Source organism: Mesorhizobium sp. M1328 (assembly GCF_040318075.1).
Classification (GTDB): domain Bacteria; phylum Pseudomonadota; class Alphaproteobacteria; order Rhizobiales; family Rhizobiaceae; genus Mesorhizobium.
On sequence record NZ_JAMYLO010000009.1, the window covers coordinates 45969 to 63067 of the forward strand.

Genomic DNA, 17099 nt, shown 5'->3' on the forward strand with positions numbered 1-17099 from the left:
ACGCCGGGGTGGTGCGGATGATCGGAAAAATCAGGATTTTCCTGGCGCTGGGGCTGGTTGTCGTCGGCTCATTGGTGCTTGTGCCGCTGCAGATCCTGTCGATGAGGACCGGACTCTGGCGCGAGACCTTCATCCTGAAGATCTGGCACAGGATGATCGTCAGGGCGCTGGGGCTGCGCATCCATGTCAAGGGAGCGCTGTCCGGCCAGCGCCCATTGCTGATTGCTGCCAACCACATCTCCTGGACCGACATCATGGTGCTGGGGTCGATGGTCGACGTGACGTTCATCGCCAGGGCCGACATGGCCGGCTGGCCGCTGATCGGCATGCTGTCGAAGCTGCAGCGCACCGTCTTCATCGAACGTGAGCGTAAGCGTTCGTCGGGCGACCAGGCGAGCGAGATCGCCGGCCGCATGGCCAAGGGCGACGCCATGGTACTGTTCGCCGAAGGCTCGACCGGCGACGGCAACATGATCCTGCCGTTCAAGAGCACGCTGTTCGGCGCCGCTACAATGGCGATTGCTGAAGGGGCGGCCGAACAGGTCTTCATCCAGCCGGTGGCCATCGTCTATACGCGCCTGCATGGCGTGCCGCTCGGCCGCCGGCATCGGCCGGTTGCCGCCTGGATTGGCGATGAGGAGCTGATGCCGCACCTCAAGGTGCTGATGGCCGAGGGCGCCCTCGACGTCGAGGTGCATTTTGGCGAGGCGATTGCTTTCTCCAAGGGCTCCAGCCGCAAGGAGACGGCAAAGCAGATGGAACGCCAGGTGCGCGAGATGGTGCAGGCGGCGCTCGCCGAACCGCGCCCAAGCCGGTAAGCTGCGCGGGTTCCGGCCAGATTCGTCTGTTTTTTGTCAGGGAAAGGCGCTAGAAGCCGCGAAATGGAATTGAACACGATAGAACGCGACGACATCGGCGCTGCCGCCGAAGACCTGGTCGTTCCGGCTGCCGCGACCAGGAAGGTCTTCGTCAAGACCTATGGCTGCCAGATGAACGTCTACGATTCGCAGCGCATGACCGATGCTCTGGCGGCCGACGGCTATGCCGCGACAGACGCCATCGGCGAGGCCGATCTGGTGCTGCTCAACACCTGCCACATCCGCGAAAAAGCGGCGGAAAAAGTCTATTCCGAACTTGGTCGCATCCGTGAGTTGAAGGCGGAACGTGCCAAGGCCGGGCGCGAAATGCTGGTCGGCGTCGCCGGCTGCGTGGCGCAGGCCGAGGGTGCCGAGATCATCCGTCGCTCGCCGGCCGTCGATCTGGTCATCGGTCCGCAGACCTACCACCGGCTGCCCGGTGTGCTGGCGAGGGCGCGTGGCGGCGAAAAGATCGTCGAGACCGACTATGCCGTCGAGGACAAGTTCGAGCATCTTCCGCAGCCAAAGCGCGCCGAACTGATCAGGCGCGGCGTGACGGCGTTCTTGACCGTTCAGGAAGGCTGCGACAAGTTCTGCACCTTCTGTGTCGTGCCCTATACGCGCGGCTCGGAAGTCTCGCGGCCGGTGGCACAGATCGTCGCCGAGGCCGAGCGCCTGGCGGATGCCGGCGTGCGCGAGGTGACGCTGCTCGGCCAGAACGTCAATGCCTGGCACGGAAGAGGCGAAAACGGCGAGGAATGGGGCCTTGGCCGGCTGCTGTTCAGGCTGGCCGAGATTCCGGGTCTGGCGCGGCTGCGCTACACGACCAGCCATCCGCGCGATATGGACGATGAATTGATCGCCGCCCATCGTGATTTGCCTGCGCTGATGCCCTATCTACATTTACCGGTGCAATCCGGCTCCGACCGCATACTCAAGGCGATGAACCGCAGGCATATGGCCAAGGACTATCTGACGTTGATCGACCGCATCCGTGCCGCACGGAACGACATCGCACTGTCCGGCGATTTTATCGTCGGCTTTCCCGGTGAGACGGAAGCGGATTTCGAGGCGACCATGCAGTTGGTGGAAGACGTCAACTATGCCTCGGCCTTCTCGTTCAAATATTCTCCGCGCCCCGGCACGCCGGGCGCGGAGATGAGCGATCACGTGCCGGAGGCCGTCAAGGACGAGCGCCTGCAGCGGCTGCAGGCGCTGCTTCTGAAACAGCAGCAGGATTTCGGCGCAAGCCTGGTCGGCAGGACTATCGACACGCTGATCGAAAAGCCGGGCCGCCAGGCCGGCCAGAAGGTTGGCCGCTCGCCCTGGCTGCAGCCGGTTATTGTTGATGAAAAGGCCGGCGAAATCGGTGACATTATCCAGGTACGAATCACGAAGACGGGCTACAACAGCCTGTTCGCCGAATTGGCCTGAAGGCCTCGGCAGATGAGGAGAGACGGTTGAGCGCTGCTGAAGTCAAGAATCTGCCCCAGAATCTACCCTCCGGGGCCTCGGATATGGCGCACATCGTACTGACTTTCGACAATAACAAGCTTGCCAGCGCCCTTTACGGCCAGTTCGACGAGAATCTGGCCAGGCTCGAGCAGAAGCTCGGCGTCGACATCCGCTCGCGCGGCAATCAATTGACCATCAAGGGCTCTTCCTCGGCCGCCGAGCAGGCACGCCGCGCCTTGGACAATCTTTACGGCATTCTGCAGAAAGGCACCGATATCGGCCAGTCCGATGTCGACGGCGCCGTGCGCATGGCGATCGCCACCGACGACCAGCTGACGCTGCCGACGCTGGAGCGCAAGGGCAAGGTGTCCGCCGCCCAGATATCGACGCGCAAGAAGACCATCTATGCCCGCTCGCTCAACCAGGACGCCTACATGCGCGCGCTGGAGCGGTCGGAACTCGTCTTCGGCATCGGCCCGGCCGGCACCGGAAAGACCTATCTGGCGGTGGCGCATGCGGCAATGCTGCTCGAACGCGGCATGGTCGAACGCATCGTGCTGTCGCGCCCCGCGGTCGAGGCCGGTGAGCGGCTTGGCTTTCTGCCGGGTGACATGAAGGAGAAGGTCGATCCCTATCTGCGGCCGCTCTATGATGCGCTCTACGACATGATGCCGGCCGACAAGGTCGAGCGGGCGATTGCCGCCGAGGTCATCGAGATTGCGCCGCTGGCATTCATGCGCGGCCGTACGCTGGCGCACGCTGCCGTCATCCTCGACGAGGCGCAGAACACCACGCCGATGCAGATGAAGATGTTCCTGACCCGGCTCGGCGAGAACTCGCGCATGATCGTCACCGGCGATCCGACCCAGATCGATCTGCCGCCAAACACCAAGTCCGGCCTGGTCGAGGCGCTGAGAATCCTCGACGGCGTCACCGGCATGGTGACCGTACGCTTCAATGAAGGCGACGTCGTCAGGCATCCGCTGGTCGCCGAGATCGTCAAGGCCTACGACCGTGACGGCAAGCTGGCCAGGGGCTTGGGTGTCGAAAGTTGATATGATTATGCGGCCGCATGGCTGAGGAGCAAAAGGCGGGGGGGCCGCTTCCCGTCGAAATCGATGTGGCGATCGAGGCGGGCGACTGGCCCGACGAGGCGGTGCTGATGCGGCTTGTCGACCGCGCCGTCTCGGCCGCCTTTGCCGAAACCGGTGCAGACGGCCGTTCCGAGCTCAGCATCGTCTTTTCCGACGATGCCCATATCCGTACGCTCAATGCCGCCTGGCGCGGCAAGGACAAGCCGACTAACGTCCTGTCTTTCCCGGCTTTTCCGTTTGCCAGGGGCGGGCCTCTGCCGCCGATGCTCGGCGACATCGTGCTGGCCGCCGAGACTGTCGTGCGCGAGGCGGCACTGGAAGACAAGCCCGTCGAGGACCATATCTCCCATCTCGTCATCCATGGCCTGCTGCATTTGCTCGGCTATGATCACGAAACCGATGCCGAAGCGGAACTGATGGAAGCGACAGAGCGCGCAGCACTTGCGAGGCTTGCCATTCCCGATCCCTACACGTAATTACAAAAGACCAATTGACCGGACGATGATGAACGACAAACCAGAGACTGCCGCCCGCTCCGACGCCGGCAGTGCGATCAAGCCTTCCGAAACGACGGAAGAGGGCTCGAGTCCGAGTACCACGACCGGCAGCTTCGCCAGCGAGGCATCGCCTGCCGGTCCTTCCCTGTTCGATCGCGTGCTCGGGCTTTTCAGGCACCGCAACGGCACCAGCCTGCGCGAGGAGATTGCCGGTGCGCTCGCCGAAACGGCGAGCGATGCAGAATCCTTCTCGCCCGGCGAACGCGCCATGCTCAACAACATCCTGCGCCTGCGCGAAGTGCGGGTCGAGGACGTCATGGTGCCGCGCGCCGACATCGAGGCGGTCGAGATCACCACGAAGCTGGGTGATCTTCTGGGGCTGTTCGAGCAGTCCGGCCATTCCCGCATGCCGGTCTATTCCGAGACGCTCGACGACCCGCGCGGCATGGTTCATATCCGCGACGTGCTGGCGCACATCACCAAGGTCGCCCGCGTCAGAAAGGGCAGGACGACCAGGAAAACCCCGGTCGCGACGGTTCTCGATCTCGCCCAGGTCGATCTGGCGCGCACCATCGGCGATCTCAACCTGATCCGACCGGTGCTGTTCGTGCCGCCGTCGATGCTCGCCTCCGACCTGATGGGGCGAATGCAGACGACGCGCACCCAGATGGCGCTGGTCATCGACGAATATGGCGGCACCGACGGTCTCGTCTCGCTCGAGGATATCGTCGAGATGGTGGTCGGCGACATCGAGGACGAGCACGACGAGGACGAGCCGATGATTACCCAGGCCGGCGAAGGCGTCTTCATCGTCGACGGCAAGGCCGAGATCGATGACGTCGCCAAGATGATCGGCGAGGATTTCGCCGCCGGCGAGCACGGCGAATATGTCGACACGATCGGCGGCATGATCTTCAACACGCTTGGTCGGGTGCCGGCGCGCGGCGAAGTGGTGCAGGCCATACCCGGCTTCGAGTTCCATGTGCTCGACGCCGATCCGCGCCGCGTCAAGCGCGTGCGCATCGTCGAGACCTTGAAGGGCGAGCGGCGGCGCCGCGCCGTCCGCACCGAGCAGGCTTAGGGTTCATTTGGAACCGGGGCTCCGGCCTGATAAATCTTGCTTCCTGATTCGCACGACTCGGAAGCATAGATGGAGCGCCAGGCCGGCCGGATAATTCTGCTTTGGGGCTGGCGGCGCGCGCTGGTGGCGTTTCTTGCCGGGGCGCTGGCGGTTCTTGCCCAGGCGCCTTACGATTTCTTCGCCGTCTGTTTCGTTTCGTTCCCGCTGCTGGTGTGGCTCCTCGACGGCGCGACCGGCGAAGCCTCGGACGGTTTTCTGCGGCGCTTGCGGCCGGCTTTCGCCACCGGCTGGTGGTTCGGTTTCGGTTACTTTCTTGCCGGTCTCTGGTGGGTCGGCTCGGCGCTGCTGGTCGAGGCCGACAGCTTTGCCTGGGCCTTGCCGTTCGCGGTGGTCGGCATCCCCCTCGCGCTGGCCTTCTTTTACGGTTTCGCTGCCGTGGTTGCCCGGCTGTTGTGGAGCAACGACATTGGCCGCATCGCCGCGCTCGCCTTCGGTTTTGCGCTGGCGGAATGGCTGCGCGGCTTCCTGTTCACCGGCTTTCCGTGGAATGCCGTCGGCTATGCGGCGATGCCGGTGCCTTTGCTGATGCAGAGCGTATCGGTGACCGGCATGGTCGGCATGAACGCCCTTGCGGTCTTCGTCTTCGCGCTCCCGGCCCTGCTTGCGGCGCGCCAGCAGCTTCGCCTCGGCGCGGCATTGCTTGTCGTTCTCGTCGCCGCCGATGCCGGCTTCGGTTATATCAGGCTCGCCGCCCCCGAAAAGCCGGCGGCCCGCAGCCTCGACGTCCGTATCGTGCAGCCTGCCGTCGACCTCACGGAAAAATGGGATGCCTCGGTGCGTGACCGCATCTTCGCCACCATGATGGGCCTTTCGGCCAAGGCGCCGGAACCCGGCCATGACAGGCCGCAATTGATCCTGTGGCCGGAGACCTCCGTGCCGTTTCTGTTCACCGAACGTCCGGATGCCCTGCCTGCCATCGGAGAGATGCTTGGCGATGGCCAGATGCTGGTTGCCGGCGTCGTTCGCGAGGAAGGCGGCTCGGCGACCGGCAGCCGTTACTACAACTCGGTAGTGGCGATCGACGAAAGGGGCGAAATCGTCGATGCCGTGGACAAGGTCCATCTGGTACCCTTTGGCGAATATCTACCTTTCGCCGATCTGCTCGGCCGCTTCGGGCTTGAGCAGCTTGTTGCCGGCCCGATGACCTTCGCGGCCGGCAATGAGCGGCACCCGATCGCGCTGCCCGGCGGCATCCTGGCGCTGCCGTTTATTTGCTATGAGGTCATCTTTCCCGATCTGATCGCAGTTGACGCTACGTCAGCCGAGCTTATTGTGAACGTCACCAATGACGCCTGGTTCGGCGACACGCCGGGGCCGTACCAGCACTTCAGGCAGGCGCAGATCCGGGCGGTGGAGAATGGGGTGCCCCTGTTGCGCGCGGCTAATAACGGCATTTCGGCCGTTGTCGACCCGCGCGGTCGCATCGTCGACGCGCTGGCAATCGATGCACGCGGCGCCATCGATGTGCGTGTGCCGATCTCCAACCAAGCCATCGTTTCCTCCGGCCAACGACGCATTAACGGAATGCTGATCATGTTTTTGCTTGCCGTTGCGGCATGCATTTTGAACGTAAGGCAAAGGCTACGGGCGAATTGACAGCCGACGCATTAGAAACTCATACTGTAAGCGCCTGAAAAATTATCGAAGTCGATAGGTCGTTCTGTTGGGGCACGGGCCGCCGTCTTCGTTTGGGCAGCAAAATAGAAAAAGCCGGAAAAATTCGGCGAGGAAAAAATGACAGAAGAAAACAAGAAAAAGCCGAATCCGATCGACATCCACGTCGGAAGCCGTATCCGGCTTCGCCGCAATATGCTGGGAATGAGCCAGGAAAAACTGGGCGAAAACCTCGGCATAACGTTCCAGCAGATCCAAAAGTACGAAAAGGGCACCAATCGCGTCGGCGCCAGCCGTTTGCAGGCAATCGCCTCCATACTCGGCGTGCCCGTCGCCTTCTTTTTCGAGGATGCGCCCGGTCAGGAGCCCGTGGGCAACCGTGGATTTGCCGAGGATGCGTCGATGACCTCCGCCGTCGCGTTCTGCGGCAGCCCGGAAGGCCTCCAGCTGAACCGCGCCTTCGTCAAGATCGCCGACGTGAAAGTGCGCCGCAAGATCATTGAGCTTGTGAAGTCGCTCTCCGCCGACGAGGTCGATTGACTGGCCCGTGAAGAGTTCAAAGAGGAAGAGGTCGTCGTAGCTGGGATGTAATTTCTCGCGGCTGCGCGCATCGAGGGATGTGCATTCCGCAGATGCGCTAAAGCGCGGATCGATTTTGCCCGACACGCTTCCTCGAAGCCATTTTCCTCAGTCTGTTGGTGCAAGGGCTGATGGCAGTGCGCCCTGCCGCCATCTCGGGATGCAAAGATAATAACGTCAAAATTCATGCCAGAACGGCTGCACGGCTTGACGAGCGGCGCCCGGCACCGTTAACAACTGGCGCGCCAAAATCGGCAGCCTGCCGATATTTTTTCAAGAGGGGACACCCGTGACGCGGCACAATTACTTCTTCACCTCGGAATCCGTTGCCGAGGGCCATCCCGACAAGGTCTGCGACCGTATCTCCGACGAGATTGTAGATCTCGTCTATCGCGAAGCCAGAAAGACCGGCATGGACCCGTGGAAGGTCCGCGTTGCCTGCGAGACGCTTGCGACGACCAATCGCGTTGTCATCGCCGGTGAGGTGCGCGTCCCCGAGACGCTGCTCAAGAAGGACAAGGAGGGCAACATCCTGAAGGATGCGGCCGGTCATCCGCTTGTCAACCCGGCCAAGTTCAAGTCGGTCGCCCGCAAGGCAATCCGCGAAATCGGCTACGAGCAGGCAGGCTTCCACTGGAAGACGGCCAAGATCGAGGTCCTGCTGCACGGCCAGTCGCCGGATATCGGCCAAGGCGTCGACAACGCCTCCGACCGGCAAGGCGAGGAAGGAGCCGGCGACCAGGGCATTATGTTCGGCTATGCCTGCCGCGAGACGCCGGACCTGATGCCGGCGCCGATCTACTACAGCCACAAGATCCTCGAACTGCTGGCCGCTGCGCGCCATGAAGGCAGCGGTGATGCAGGCAGGCTCGGGCCGGATGCCAAGAGCCAGGTTACAGTCCGCTATGTCGACGGCAAAGCGGCGGAAGTGACGCAGATCGTGCTGTCGACCCAGCATCTCGATGAGACGTGGGATTCGAAGAAGGTGCGCAACGTCGTCGAGCCCTATATTCGCGAAGCACTGGGCGACCTGAAGATCGCCGATAATTGCAACTGGTACATCAACCCGACCGGCAAGTTCGTCATCGGCGGGCCTGACGGCGACGCCGGCCTGACCGGCCGCAAGATCATCGTCGACACCTATGGTGGGGCTGCGCCTCATGGCGGCGGCGCTTTTTCTGGCAAGGACACCACCAAGGTCGACCGCTCGGCGGCCTATGCGGCGCGCTATCTCGCCAAGAACGTGGTTGCCGCGAAGCTTGCCGATCGTTGCACTATCCAGCTTTCCTATGCGATCGGTGTCGCCCAGCCGCTGTCGATCTACGTCGACCTGCACGGCACCGGCAAGGTCGACGAGGCAAAGCTCGAGCGTGCGCTGCGCACCGTGATGGACCTGTCGCCGTCCGGCATCCGCCGCCACCTCGATCTCAACAAGCCGATCTATGCCAAGACGTCGTCCTACGGCCATTTTGGCCGCAAGGCCGGCCGCGACGGATCCTTCTCCTGGGAGAAGACCGATCTCGCCAAGGCGCTCAAGGACGCTCTCGCCGAACCAGTCGCCGAAGCAGTCGCCGCCTAACCGCGGCGCCTATGGACCCGAAGGACCGGCCAAGCCGTGCGACCGAGGCATTTTTCGGTCGCCGGCGCGGCAAGACCATTCGACCGCGACAGGCGGCGGCGCTGGAGAGCGGCTTCGCCGTTTACAGGCTCGATCTGACGGTCGAACCGCCAGCCGATCTGCGCAGCCTTTTCGAAGCCGAAGTTTCGGCTGTCCAGCTCGAAATCGGTTTTGGCGGCGGCGAACATCTTCTGCACCGTGCCACGGCCAGCCAGGCGACCGGCTTTATCGGCGTCGAGCCCTTCGTCAACGGCATGGCCAAGATGATGATGGCGGTCCGGGAGCGGCCGCTTGCCAATCTGCGCGTCTATGACGACGACGCCACACGCCTGCTGGACTGGCTGCCGCAGGCTTCGCTTGACGGCATCGATCTTCTCTACCCGGATCCGTGGCCGAAGAAGAAACACTGGAAGCGGCGCTTCGTCAGCCCGATCAATCTCGACCGCTTCGCGCGCGTCCTGAAGCAAGGCGGAAAGTTCCACTTTGCGTCCGACATCGACAGCTATGTGAACTGGACACTGCTGCATTGCCGGGCGCACGGCGCCTTCATGTGGCAGGCAAGCGAAGCAACCGACTGGCACCGGCCCTATGATGGCTGGCCGGGGACGCGCTATGAGGCCAAGGCCATTCGCGAAGGCCGACGGCCCGCCTATCTCACCTTCGTGCGGAAATAAGCAGGAAATCCGAGCTGAGCAAAAGGCGAGCGGGCCGAAGGCTCTCGTCGCTCACATGGCTCAGAAGCGACGGATCTTGTCGAAGGCGGCCGGCTCCATGCCTAGATTGCGCAAATCATGCGCATGCGGCTTGCGACCGCTTTCCACAGCCCGCGACGCTGCTACGGCGCTGCCGAACACGCTAAAGACATCGCCTATGGCTGAAAAAAATCCACGATTGTTCATGGTGGTACCCTTTCGAGCGCAGTGAGCGCTCCAATTGTGCAATGCAACATAGATAGTCGTGCGTCGCCGGTGCTCAAAGGGGGATCACTGCATGGGCGCCATGCATTTGGCGCAGCGCTGCGGACTCGACCCTTGCTGTTATGCACGACGGGCTTGAAACGAGCACCATGATCGTCTATATCAGCTTCAAATTCTTGGTCGGTATGACGAAGAGTGGGTCCACCCGGTCCCGCTCTTTTTTATTACCTGCCGGCCAAACAGGAATCGAGCGACAGGGACCGAATGACAGTGACGGCAAGCGAAGGCGACGACCGCATCATCCGCGAAAGCGGCATCGATGCGCGCATCGCGCTGATCGTTCAGCCGGTACTGCGCGCCATCGGCTTCCGCTTGGTGCGTGTGCACCTGTCGGGCCAGAACGGGCTGACGCTGCAGATCATGGCCGAGCGCGAGGACGGCACCATGACGGTCGAGGATTGTGAAGAGGTCAGCCGGGCGGTGTCGCCGGCGCTCGATGTCGATGATCCGATCGAGAAGGCTTATCATCTCGAAGTATCGTCGCCGGGCATCGACCGGCCGCTGGTCCGCAAATCGGACTTTGCAGCCTGGACCGGCCATCTGGTGAAGATGGAAACGTCGGTTCTCGTCGCCGACCGCAAGCGCTTCAAGGGCAAGATCGCCGAAAGCGACGCGGACGGTGTGCTGATCGAGCGCGACAAGGCCGCTTACGGCGAGGAGCCTACGGTGCGTGTCCCCTACGATGCGATTGCCGAAGCGCGGCTGATTCTGACCGACGACCTTATCCGCGATGCGCTGTCGAAGGACAATCGGGCGCGCAAGGAAGCCAGGAAACGCCGCGGCGAACCCGAAGATGCACCAGAGGGTGCGGAAGACGAAACCGAACAGGAAATGTGATTGGGCTGCCGGCCGTAAAGGTTGGCAACAAGCTCGGGAGAAAGAAGATGGTTGTAAGCGCCAACAGGCTTGAACTGCTGCAGATCGCCGATGCGGTCGCGCGTGAAAAGTCGATCGACAAGTCGATCGTCATCGCCGCCATGGCCGATGCGATCCAGAAGGCCGCGCGCTCGCGTTACGGCCAGGAAACCAACATCCGCGCCGACATCAACGCCAACACCGGCGAGATGAAGCTGCAACGGCTGATGGAAGTGGTCGAGAAGGTCGACGATTACGCGACGCAGATTGCCATTTCCTCGGCGCGCGAGCGCAATCCGGACGCCCAGCTCGGCGATTTCATCGCCGAACAGCTGCCGCCGATGGATTTCGGTCGCATCGCCGCCCAGTCGGCCAAGCAGGTTATCGTGCAGAAGGTGCGCGAGGCCGAGCGCGACCGGCAATATGACGAATACAAGGACCGTATCGGCGAGATCGTCAACGGCACCGTCAAGCGCGTCGAATACGGCAACGTCATCGTCGATCTCGGCCGCGGCGAGGCGATCATCCGCCGCGACGAGCTGATCCCGCGCGAAAACTACAAGTATGGCGATCGCGTCCGCGCCTATGTCTATGACGTGCGCCGCGAACAGCGCGGCCCGCAGATCTTCCTGTCGCGCACCCATCCGCAGTTCATGGCGAAGCTGTTCACTATGGAAGTGCCGGAAATCTACGACGGCATCATCGAGATCAAGTCGGTCGCCCGCGATCCGGGTTCGCGCGCCAAGATCGCTGTCATCTCGCGCGACAGCTCCATCGATCCGGTCGGCGCCTGCGTCGGCATGCGCGGCAGCCGCGTCCAGGCGGTCGTCGGCGAATTGCAGGGCGAGAAAATCGACATCATTCCGTGGTCGCCTTCGGCCGCGTCCTTCATCGTCAATGCGTTGCAGCCGGCGGAAGTCGCCAAGGTCGTGCTCGACGAGGATGCCGAGCGCATCGAGGTCGTCGTTCCCGACGATCAGCTGTCGCTGGCCATCGGCCGCCGTGGCCAAAACGTCCGTCTTGCGTCGCAGCTCACCGGCTGGGACATTGACATTCTGACCGAGCAGGAAGAGAGCGAACGGCGCCAGAAGGAATTCGTCGAACGGTCGTCGCTGTTCATGGAAGCCCTCGACGTCGACGAGATGGTCGGCCAGGTGCTCGCTTCCGAAGGCTTCACCAGCGTCGAGGAGGTCGCGTATGTCGACTCCGGCGAAATCGCGTCGATCGACGGCTTCGACGAGGACACGGCTTCGGAAATCCAGACCCGCGCCCGCGAATATCTGGAAAAGATCGAAGCCGAGCATGACGAGAAGCGCAAGGCGCTCGGCGTCAAGGACGAGCTGCGCGAGATTCCCGGCATCACCACCGCCATGATGGTGACGCTCGGCGAGGACGGCGTGAAGACGATCGAGGATTTCGCCGGCTACGCCGCCGACGACCTGACCGGCTGGAAGGAACGCAAGGACGGCGAGACGAAGGTATTCCCGGGTGTGCTCGCCAATCATGGTGTGTCGCGCGCCGATGCCGAGCAGATGGTCTTGGCCGCCCGCCTAAAGGCTGGCTGGATCACCGAAGACGAGCTTGCTGCCGAGGGCGTGCCGGCTGACGAAACCGTCGGTGCGTGAGGTGAAACCGCATCGCACCGAACCCGCCCTTGGACGAGATGAACGATCGCACCTGCATCGTCACCCGCAGGCAAGCCGAACCGGATGAGCTGATCCGTTTCGTCGTCGGCCCGGATTCGGCCGTCGTTCCGGACATCAAGAGAAACCTGCCCGGCCGCGGTTGCTGGGTGACCGCCGACCGCCTACATATAGACAAGGCAGCGGCGAAGAACCTGTTTGCCCGTGCTTTTAAGGCGCAGGTGACCGTGCCAGCCGATCTTGGCGGCATGGTCGACGCGCTGCTTTCCAGGTCCGCTCTGGGCATGCTTGGCCTGGCCCGCAAGGCGGGCGCCATAGCGCTCGGAGCGACCAAGGTCGAGAGCGCCGTGCGCGGCGGACTTGCACTTTTCGTGCTCCACGCGACCGAGGCTTCCGACGATGGCGTCCGCAAGATAAGCCAGGCGCGACGGGCAACCGTCCACCTCGGCGGGCCTGCGATCCGCGCTTACAAACTTTTCTCCGAGGCCGAGTTGAGCTTGGCATTGGGGGGTACAAATGTGATACATGCTGCCGTTCTCGCGGGAGACGCGGGCAGGGCGGTCCAGAAGCGTATGGTTGCGCTCGACCGATATCGGGGCGGTTCCCCGGACGATCTGGCAATGCTTGCGGCCGTTGCTGACGAAGATGATGCCGCAGAGGATATGGAATGAGCGATACGAAATCGGGCGACGACAAGACGCTGAGTGTTACGCCGAAGAAGACCTTGACGCTGAAGCGCCCCGGTATGGAACAGGGCACTGTGCGCCAGAACTTCTCGCACGGCCGCACCAAGTCGGTGGTTGTCGAGACCAAGAAGCGCAAGTTCTCGCTGCCCGGCGACAAGCCGGAGCCGGCGGCAGCGCCTGTGTCCGTCTTCACGCCGAAGCCGGTCGCGGCAGCGCCTGCCGTGCAGGAAGCTCCCAAGGCGGCGCCGCCTCCGCCGCCAGTCGAACGCAGCGGCATGGTGCTGAACGAATTATCGCGCCAGGAAATGGAAGCACGCCGCCGGGCTCTCGAAGGCTCGAAGGTGCGCGACGTCGAGGATCGCCAACGCGCCATCGAGGAGGCCAAGCGCCGCAGCGAGGACGAAGAGCGCCGCCGCCGCGAGCGCGAGGAATCGGCCCGCCGTCAGGCCGAGGAAGAGGCGCGGCTGCAAGCCGAGGCCGAATCCCGCCGCCGTGCCGAGGAAGAGGCACGCCGCCGTGCGCCCCTGGCCGCCGAACTGGCGACAGTCGATGACGAGGAAGAGGTCAAGCCGAAGCGGACGGGTGCCGGTGCACCAGTGCGCCGTCTGGTCACGCCCGAAGTGGCGCGTCCAGCCAAGCCGACCAAGGGCGAGGAAGACCGCCGCCGCGGCAAGCTGACGCTGAATTCGGCGCTCTCCGACGAGGATGCGCGCGCCCGCTCGCTGTCGTCGATGCGCCGCCGTCAGGAGAAATTCAAGCGCGCGTTGCATAACGAGCCACGCGAGAAAGTCATGCGTGAAGTGATCCTGCCCGAAACCATCACCATCCAGGAGCTGGCGCAGCGCATGTCCGAGCGCGCTGTCGACGTGGTCAAGTTCTTCATGAAGCAGGGCCAGATCCTGAAGCCTGGCGACGTCATCGACGCCGACACGGCCGAACTGGTCGCGACCGAATTTGGCCACACGGTCCGTCGCGTCGCCGAGTCCGACATCGAAGAGGGCTTGTTCAACATCGCCGATCGTCCCGAGGACCTGCAGCCGCGTCCGCCGGTGGTAACGATCATGGGCCATGTCGATCACGGCAAGACCTCGTTGCTCGATGCAATCCGAAATGCCAACGTGGTGTCCGGCGAAGCCGGTGGCATTACCCAGCATATCGGCGCCTATCAGGTCGAGAAGAACGGTAACAAAATTACCTTCATCGACACGCCCGGCCACGCCGCCTTCACGGCGATGCGTGCCCGCGGCGCCCAGGCGACCGATATTGCCATTCTCGTGGTGGCGGCCGACGACAGCGTGATGCCGCAGACGATCGAATCGATCAATCACGCCAAGGCGGCCGGCGTTCCGATCATCGTGGCGATCAACAAGATCGATAAGCACGACGCCGACCCGCAGAAGGTGCGCTCGGAACTGCTGCGCCATGAGGTGTTCGTCGAATCCATGGGCGGCGAGGTGCTGGATGTCGAGGTGTCGGCGACTAAGGGCATCAATCTCGACAAGTTGCTCGAAGCGATCCTGCTGCAGGCCGAAATCCTCGACCTGAAGGCCAATCCGGACCGCACCGCCGAAGGCGTTGTCATCGAAGCCCAACTCGACAAGGGCCGCGGCCCAGTCGCAACCGTGCTGGTGCAGACCGGCACGTTGATGCCGGGCGACATTCTCGTCGCCGGCAACGAGTGGGGCCGGGTACGCGCGCTGGTCAACGATCGCGGCGAGCAGGTCAAGGAAGCGCCGCCGGCAATGCCGGTGGAAGTCCTCGGTCTGCAAGGTACGCCGCTGGCCGGCGACCGCTTCGCCGTTGTCAACAACGAGGCCCGCGCCCGCGAGATCACTGAATATCGCCAGCGCCTGGCGCGCGAGAAGGCGGTGGCCAGGCATGCCGGCCAGCGCGGCTCGCTTGAACAGATGATGTCGCAATTGCAGACCAGCGGATTGAAGGAATTCCCGCTGGTCATCAAGGGCGACGTGCAGGGCTCGATCGAGGCGATCAACGCGGCGCTCGACAATCTCGGCACCGACGAGGTACGCGCCCGCATCGTCCATGCGGGGGCTGGCGGTATCACCGAAAGCGACGTGTCGCTGGCGGAAACCTCCGGGGCTGCGATCATCGGCTTCAACGTTCGCGCCAATGCGCAGGCCCGCGCGGCCGCAGCTGCGGCAGGCATCGAGATCCGCTACTATTCGATCATCTACAATCTGGTCGACGATGTGAAAGCGGCGCTCTCCGGCCTGCTCTCGCCGGAGCGTCGCGAGACCTTCATCGGCAATGCCGAGATCCTCGAAATCTTCGACATCACCAAGGTCGGCAAGATCGCCGGCTGCCGTGTCACCGAAGGCAAGGTCGAGCGTGGTGCGGGCGTCCGCCTGATCCGCGACAACGTCGTCATCCACGAAGGCACGCTGAAGACCCTGAAGCGCTTCAAGGATGAGGTTTCGGAAGTTCCGGGCGGCCAGGAATGCGGCATGGCCTTCCAGAACTACGAGGATATGCGCGTCGGTGACGTCATCGAGTGCTTCCGCGTCGAGATGGTGACCAGGACGCTCTGAATTCGAGCACCTTGAGTTCGACCACATATTGAGACCGGGCGGTGGTCGAAAGGCCGCCGCCCAAACCATATGAGACATGCGGCGCGGTTCCATCCCGCGCTTCACGATTTCAGGACCGAGGAAAATGCCCCGTTCGACCCCGTCAGGCCCATCCCAGCGCATGCTGCGCGTCGGCGAGCAGGTGCGCCATGCGCTGTCCGAAACCTTGCAGCGCGGCGAGATCCTCGACCCGCTGATCGAGAACACAGTGGTCTCGGTCTCCGAGGTGCGCATGTCGCCCGATCTGAAGATCGCCACCGCCTTCGTCTCGCCGCTCGGCGCCAAGGATGCCGGTGCGGTGGTCGAAGCGCTCAACAAGCATGCGAAGTTCGTCCGCGGCCGCGTCTCCGGCGCGCTGCGGCAGATGAAGTACATGCCGGAATTCCGCTTCCGGCTCGATACCAGCTACGACAATTTCCAAAAGATCAACGAATTGCTGCACTCGCCCGAAGTGGCGCGCGATCTCAGCGCCGACGACAAAGACAAAGACGACAAGAAGGACGGCGAATAGTGGCGCGCCGCGGCAAGAAGAAGGGCCGGCCGATCTCGGGCTGGCTGGTACTGGACAAGCCGGTCGGCATGGGCTCGACCGAAGCCGTCTCCAAGATCAAATGGCTGTTCCAGGCGGAAAAGGCCGGCCATGCCGGCACGCTCGACCCGCTTGCGTCGGGCATGCTGCCGATCGCGCTTGGCGAAGCGACCAAGACCGTGCCTTACGTCCAGGACGGCGCCAAGGTCTACCGCTTCACGGTTGCCTGGGGCGAGGAGCGTTCGACCGACGACCTCGAAGGCCCGGCGACCAAAAGCTCGGACCGCCGTCCGGCGGAATCCGAAGTGCTGGCGCTGCTTTCGAAATATACCGGCGTGATCATGCAGACACCGCCGCAATTCTCGGCCATCAAGATCGCGGGCGAGCGCGCCTACGACCTTGCCCGCGATGGCGAGACGGTCGACATTCCAGCACGCGAGGTCGAGATCGGCCGGCTCGACCTGGTCGAGCATATGGCCGATCGCACCATCTTCGAGGTCGAATGCGGCAAGGGCACCTATGTCCGCTCGCTGGCCCGCGACATGGGCCGCGACCTTGGCTGTTTTGGTCACATCGCCGAGCTGCGGCGGGTCGAGGTCGAGCCGTTTACGCAGGAAGATTTCGTCACCCTGGCCGAGTTGGAAGCCGCCCGCTTCGGCGAACGGAGCGAGGAAGGTTCGCAAGCAGCGGACGCGCCGATCGACTTCGGTGCCATCGATGCACTTCTGGTCGACACCGCGGCGGCGCTCGAATGCTTGCCGCAGGTTGCGATCAGCGACGATGCGGCAACCAAAATCCGCCTTGGCAATCCGGTCATCATTCGCGGCCGTGACGCGCCGGTAGAAGCTGAGGAGGCCTGCGCCACCGCGCGCGGCAAGCTGGTCGCCATCGGCGCCATCGAGCAAGGCATGTTCAAGCCAAAGCGGGTCTTTGTCGGGTAACAGCTGTCGCCCGGCGCATGATCTC

General features: G+C 63.2%; 16 protein-coding genes. 15 read left to right on the forward strand and 1 reads right to left on the reverse strand.

Going from position 1 to position 17099, the window contains the following annotated elements; all coding sequences use genetic code 11:
- Positions 1 to 17 precede the first annotated feature (17 nt).
- From olsA to trmB, 9 genes are all read left to right on the forward strand, one after another.
- On the forward strand, positions 18 to 818 hold the full coding sequence (gene olsA / locus NKH23_RS17530) for a lyso-ornithine lipid O-acyltransferase (RefSeq protein WP_352715819.1): 801 nt from the start codon (positions 18 to 20) through the stop codon (positions 816 to 818).
- A gap of 63 nt (positions 819 to 881) precedes the next feature.
- A complete protein-coding gene (miaB, locus tag NKH23_RS17535; RefSeq protein WP_352715818.1) occupies positions 882 to 2291 on the forward strand; it encodes a tRNA (N6-isopentenyl adenosine(37)-C2)-methylthiotransferase MiaB in 1410 nt (469 codons plus the stop codon).
- 83 nt (positions 2292 to 2374) lie between these two features.
- Positions 2375 to 3367, forward strand: coding sequence for a PhoH family protein (locus tag NKH23_RS17540; protein WP_352464821.1), 993 nt, complete (start codon positions 2375 to 2377; stop codon positions 3365 to 3367).
- A 17-nt stretch (positions 3368 to 3384) separates the two neighbouring features.
- Positions 3385 to 3882 (forward strand): rRNA maturation RNase YbeY, encoded by a 498-nt coding sequence (ybeY, locus tag NKH23_RS17545; protein WP_352715815.1) that lies wholly within the window; start codon positions 3385 to 3387, stop codon positions 3880 to 3882.
- A 28-nt stretch (positions 3883 to 3910) separates the two neighbouring features.
- On the forward strand, positions 3911 to 4984 hold the full coding sequence (locus NKH23_RS17550; RefSeq protein WP_254816261.1) for a hemolysin family protein: 1074 nt from the start codon (positions 3911 to 3913) through the stop codon (positions 4982 to 4984).
- A gap of 69 nt (positions 4985 to 5053) precedes the next feature.
- A complete protein-coding gene (lnt, locus tag NKH23_RS17555) occupies positions 5054 to 6640 on the forward strand; it encodes an apolipoprotein N-acyltransferase (protein WP_352715814.1) in 1587 nt (528 codons plus the stop codon).
- 138 nt (positions 6641 to 6778) lie between these two features.
- A complete protein-coding gene (locus NKH23_RS17560) occupies positions 6779 to 7198 on the forward strand; it encodes a helix-turn-helix domain-containing protein (protein WP_352715811.1) in 420 nt (139 codons plus the stop codon).
- A gap of 328 nt (positions 7199 to 7526) precedes the next feature.
- The gene (gene metK / locus NKH23_RS17565) at positions 7527 to 8816 is read left to right on the forward strand and encodes a methionine adenosyltransferase (RefSeq protein ID WP_352715809.1); all 1290 of its coding nucleotides are present in this window, start codon (positions 7527 to 7529) and stop codon (positions 8814 to 8816) included.
- Positions 8817 to 8827: 11 nt separating this feature from the next.
- The gene (gene trmB / locus NKH23_RS17570; protein WP_352715807.1) at positions 8828 to 9529 is read left to right on the forward strand and encodes a tRNA (guanine(46)-N(7))-methyltransferase TrmB; all 702 of its coding nucleotides are present in this window, start codon (positions 8828 to 8830) and stop codon (positions 9527 to 9529) included.
- 60 nt (positions 9530 to 9589) lie between these two features.
- Here trmB and NKH23_RS17575 read toward each other — a convergent pair whose 3' ends face one another.
- Positions 9590 to 9754 (reverse strand): hypothetical protein, encoded by a 165-nt coding sequence (locus NKH23_RS17575; protein WP_352914345.1) that lies wholly within the window; start codon positions 9752 to 9754, stop codon positions 9590 to 9592.
- Positions 9755 to 10036: 282 nt separating this feature from the next.
- Between NKH23_RS17575 and rimP the strand changes: the two genes are divergently transcribed.
- The 6 genes from rimP to truB all read left to right on the forward strand — a co-directional run bounded on the left by rimP (position 10037) and on the right by truB (position 17074).
- Entirely contained in the window at positions 10037 to 10669 is a 633-nt protein-coding gene (gene rimP, locus NKH23_RS17580; protein WP_023676900.1) for a ribosome maturation factor RimP, read from the forward strand.
- A 47-nt stretch (positions 10670 to 10716) separates the two neighbouring features.
- Positions 10717 to 12312 (forward strand): transcription termination factor NusA, encoded by a 1596-nt coding sequence (nusA, locus tag NKH23_RS17585; RefSeq protein ID WP_023676901.1) that lies wholly within the window; start codon positions 10717 to 10719, stop codon positions 12310 to 12312.
- 38 nt (positions 12313 to 12350) lie between these two features.
- Positions 12351 to 13001 carry an RNA-binding protein gene (locus NKH23_RS17590; protein WP_023719562.1) on the forward strand — a complete coding sequence of 217 codons (651 nt, stop codon included), beginning with the start codon at positions 12351 to 12353 and terminating at the stop codon, positions 12999 to 13001.
- Positions 12998 to 15565, forward strand: coding sequence for a translation initiation factor IF-2 (infB, locus tag NKH23_RS17595; protein WP_352715804.1), 2568 nt, complete (start codon positions 12998 to 13000; stop codon positions 15563 to 15565). Before NKH23_RS17590 ends, infB begins: the two co-directional genes overlap by 4 nt.
- 124 nt (positions 15566 to 15689) lie before the next feature.
- Positions 15690 to 16115: a 30S ribosome-binding factor RbfA gene (rbfA, locus tag NKH23_RS17600; protein WP_352715802.1), complete on the forward strand. Its 426-nt coding sequence runs from the start codon at positions 15690 to 15692 to the stop codon at positions 16113 to 16115.
- On the forward strand, positions 16115 to 17074 hold the full coding sequence (gene truB, locus NKH23_RS17605; protein ID WP_352978682.1) for a tRNA pseudouridine(55) synthase TruB: 960 nt from the start codon (positions 16115 to 16117) through the stop codon (positions 17072 to 17074). The genes rbfA and truB overlap by 1 nt, the downstream gene beginning before the upstream one ends.
- Positions 17075 to 17099 lie beyond the last annotated feature (25 nt).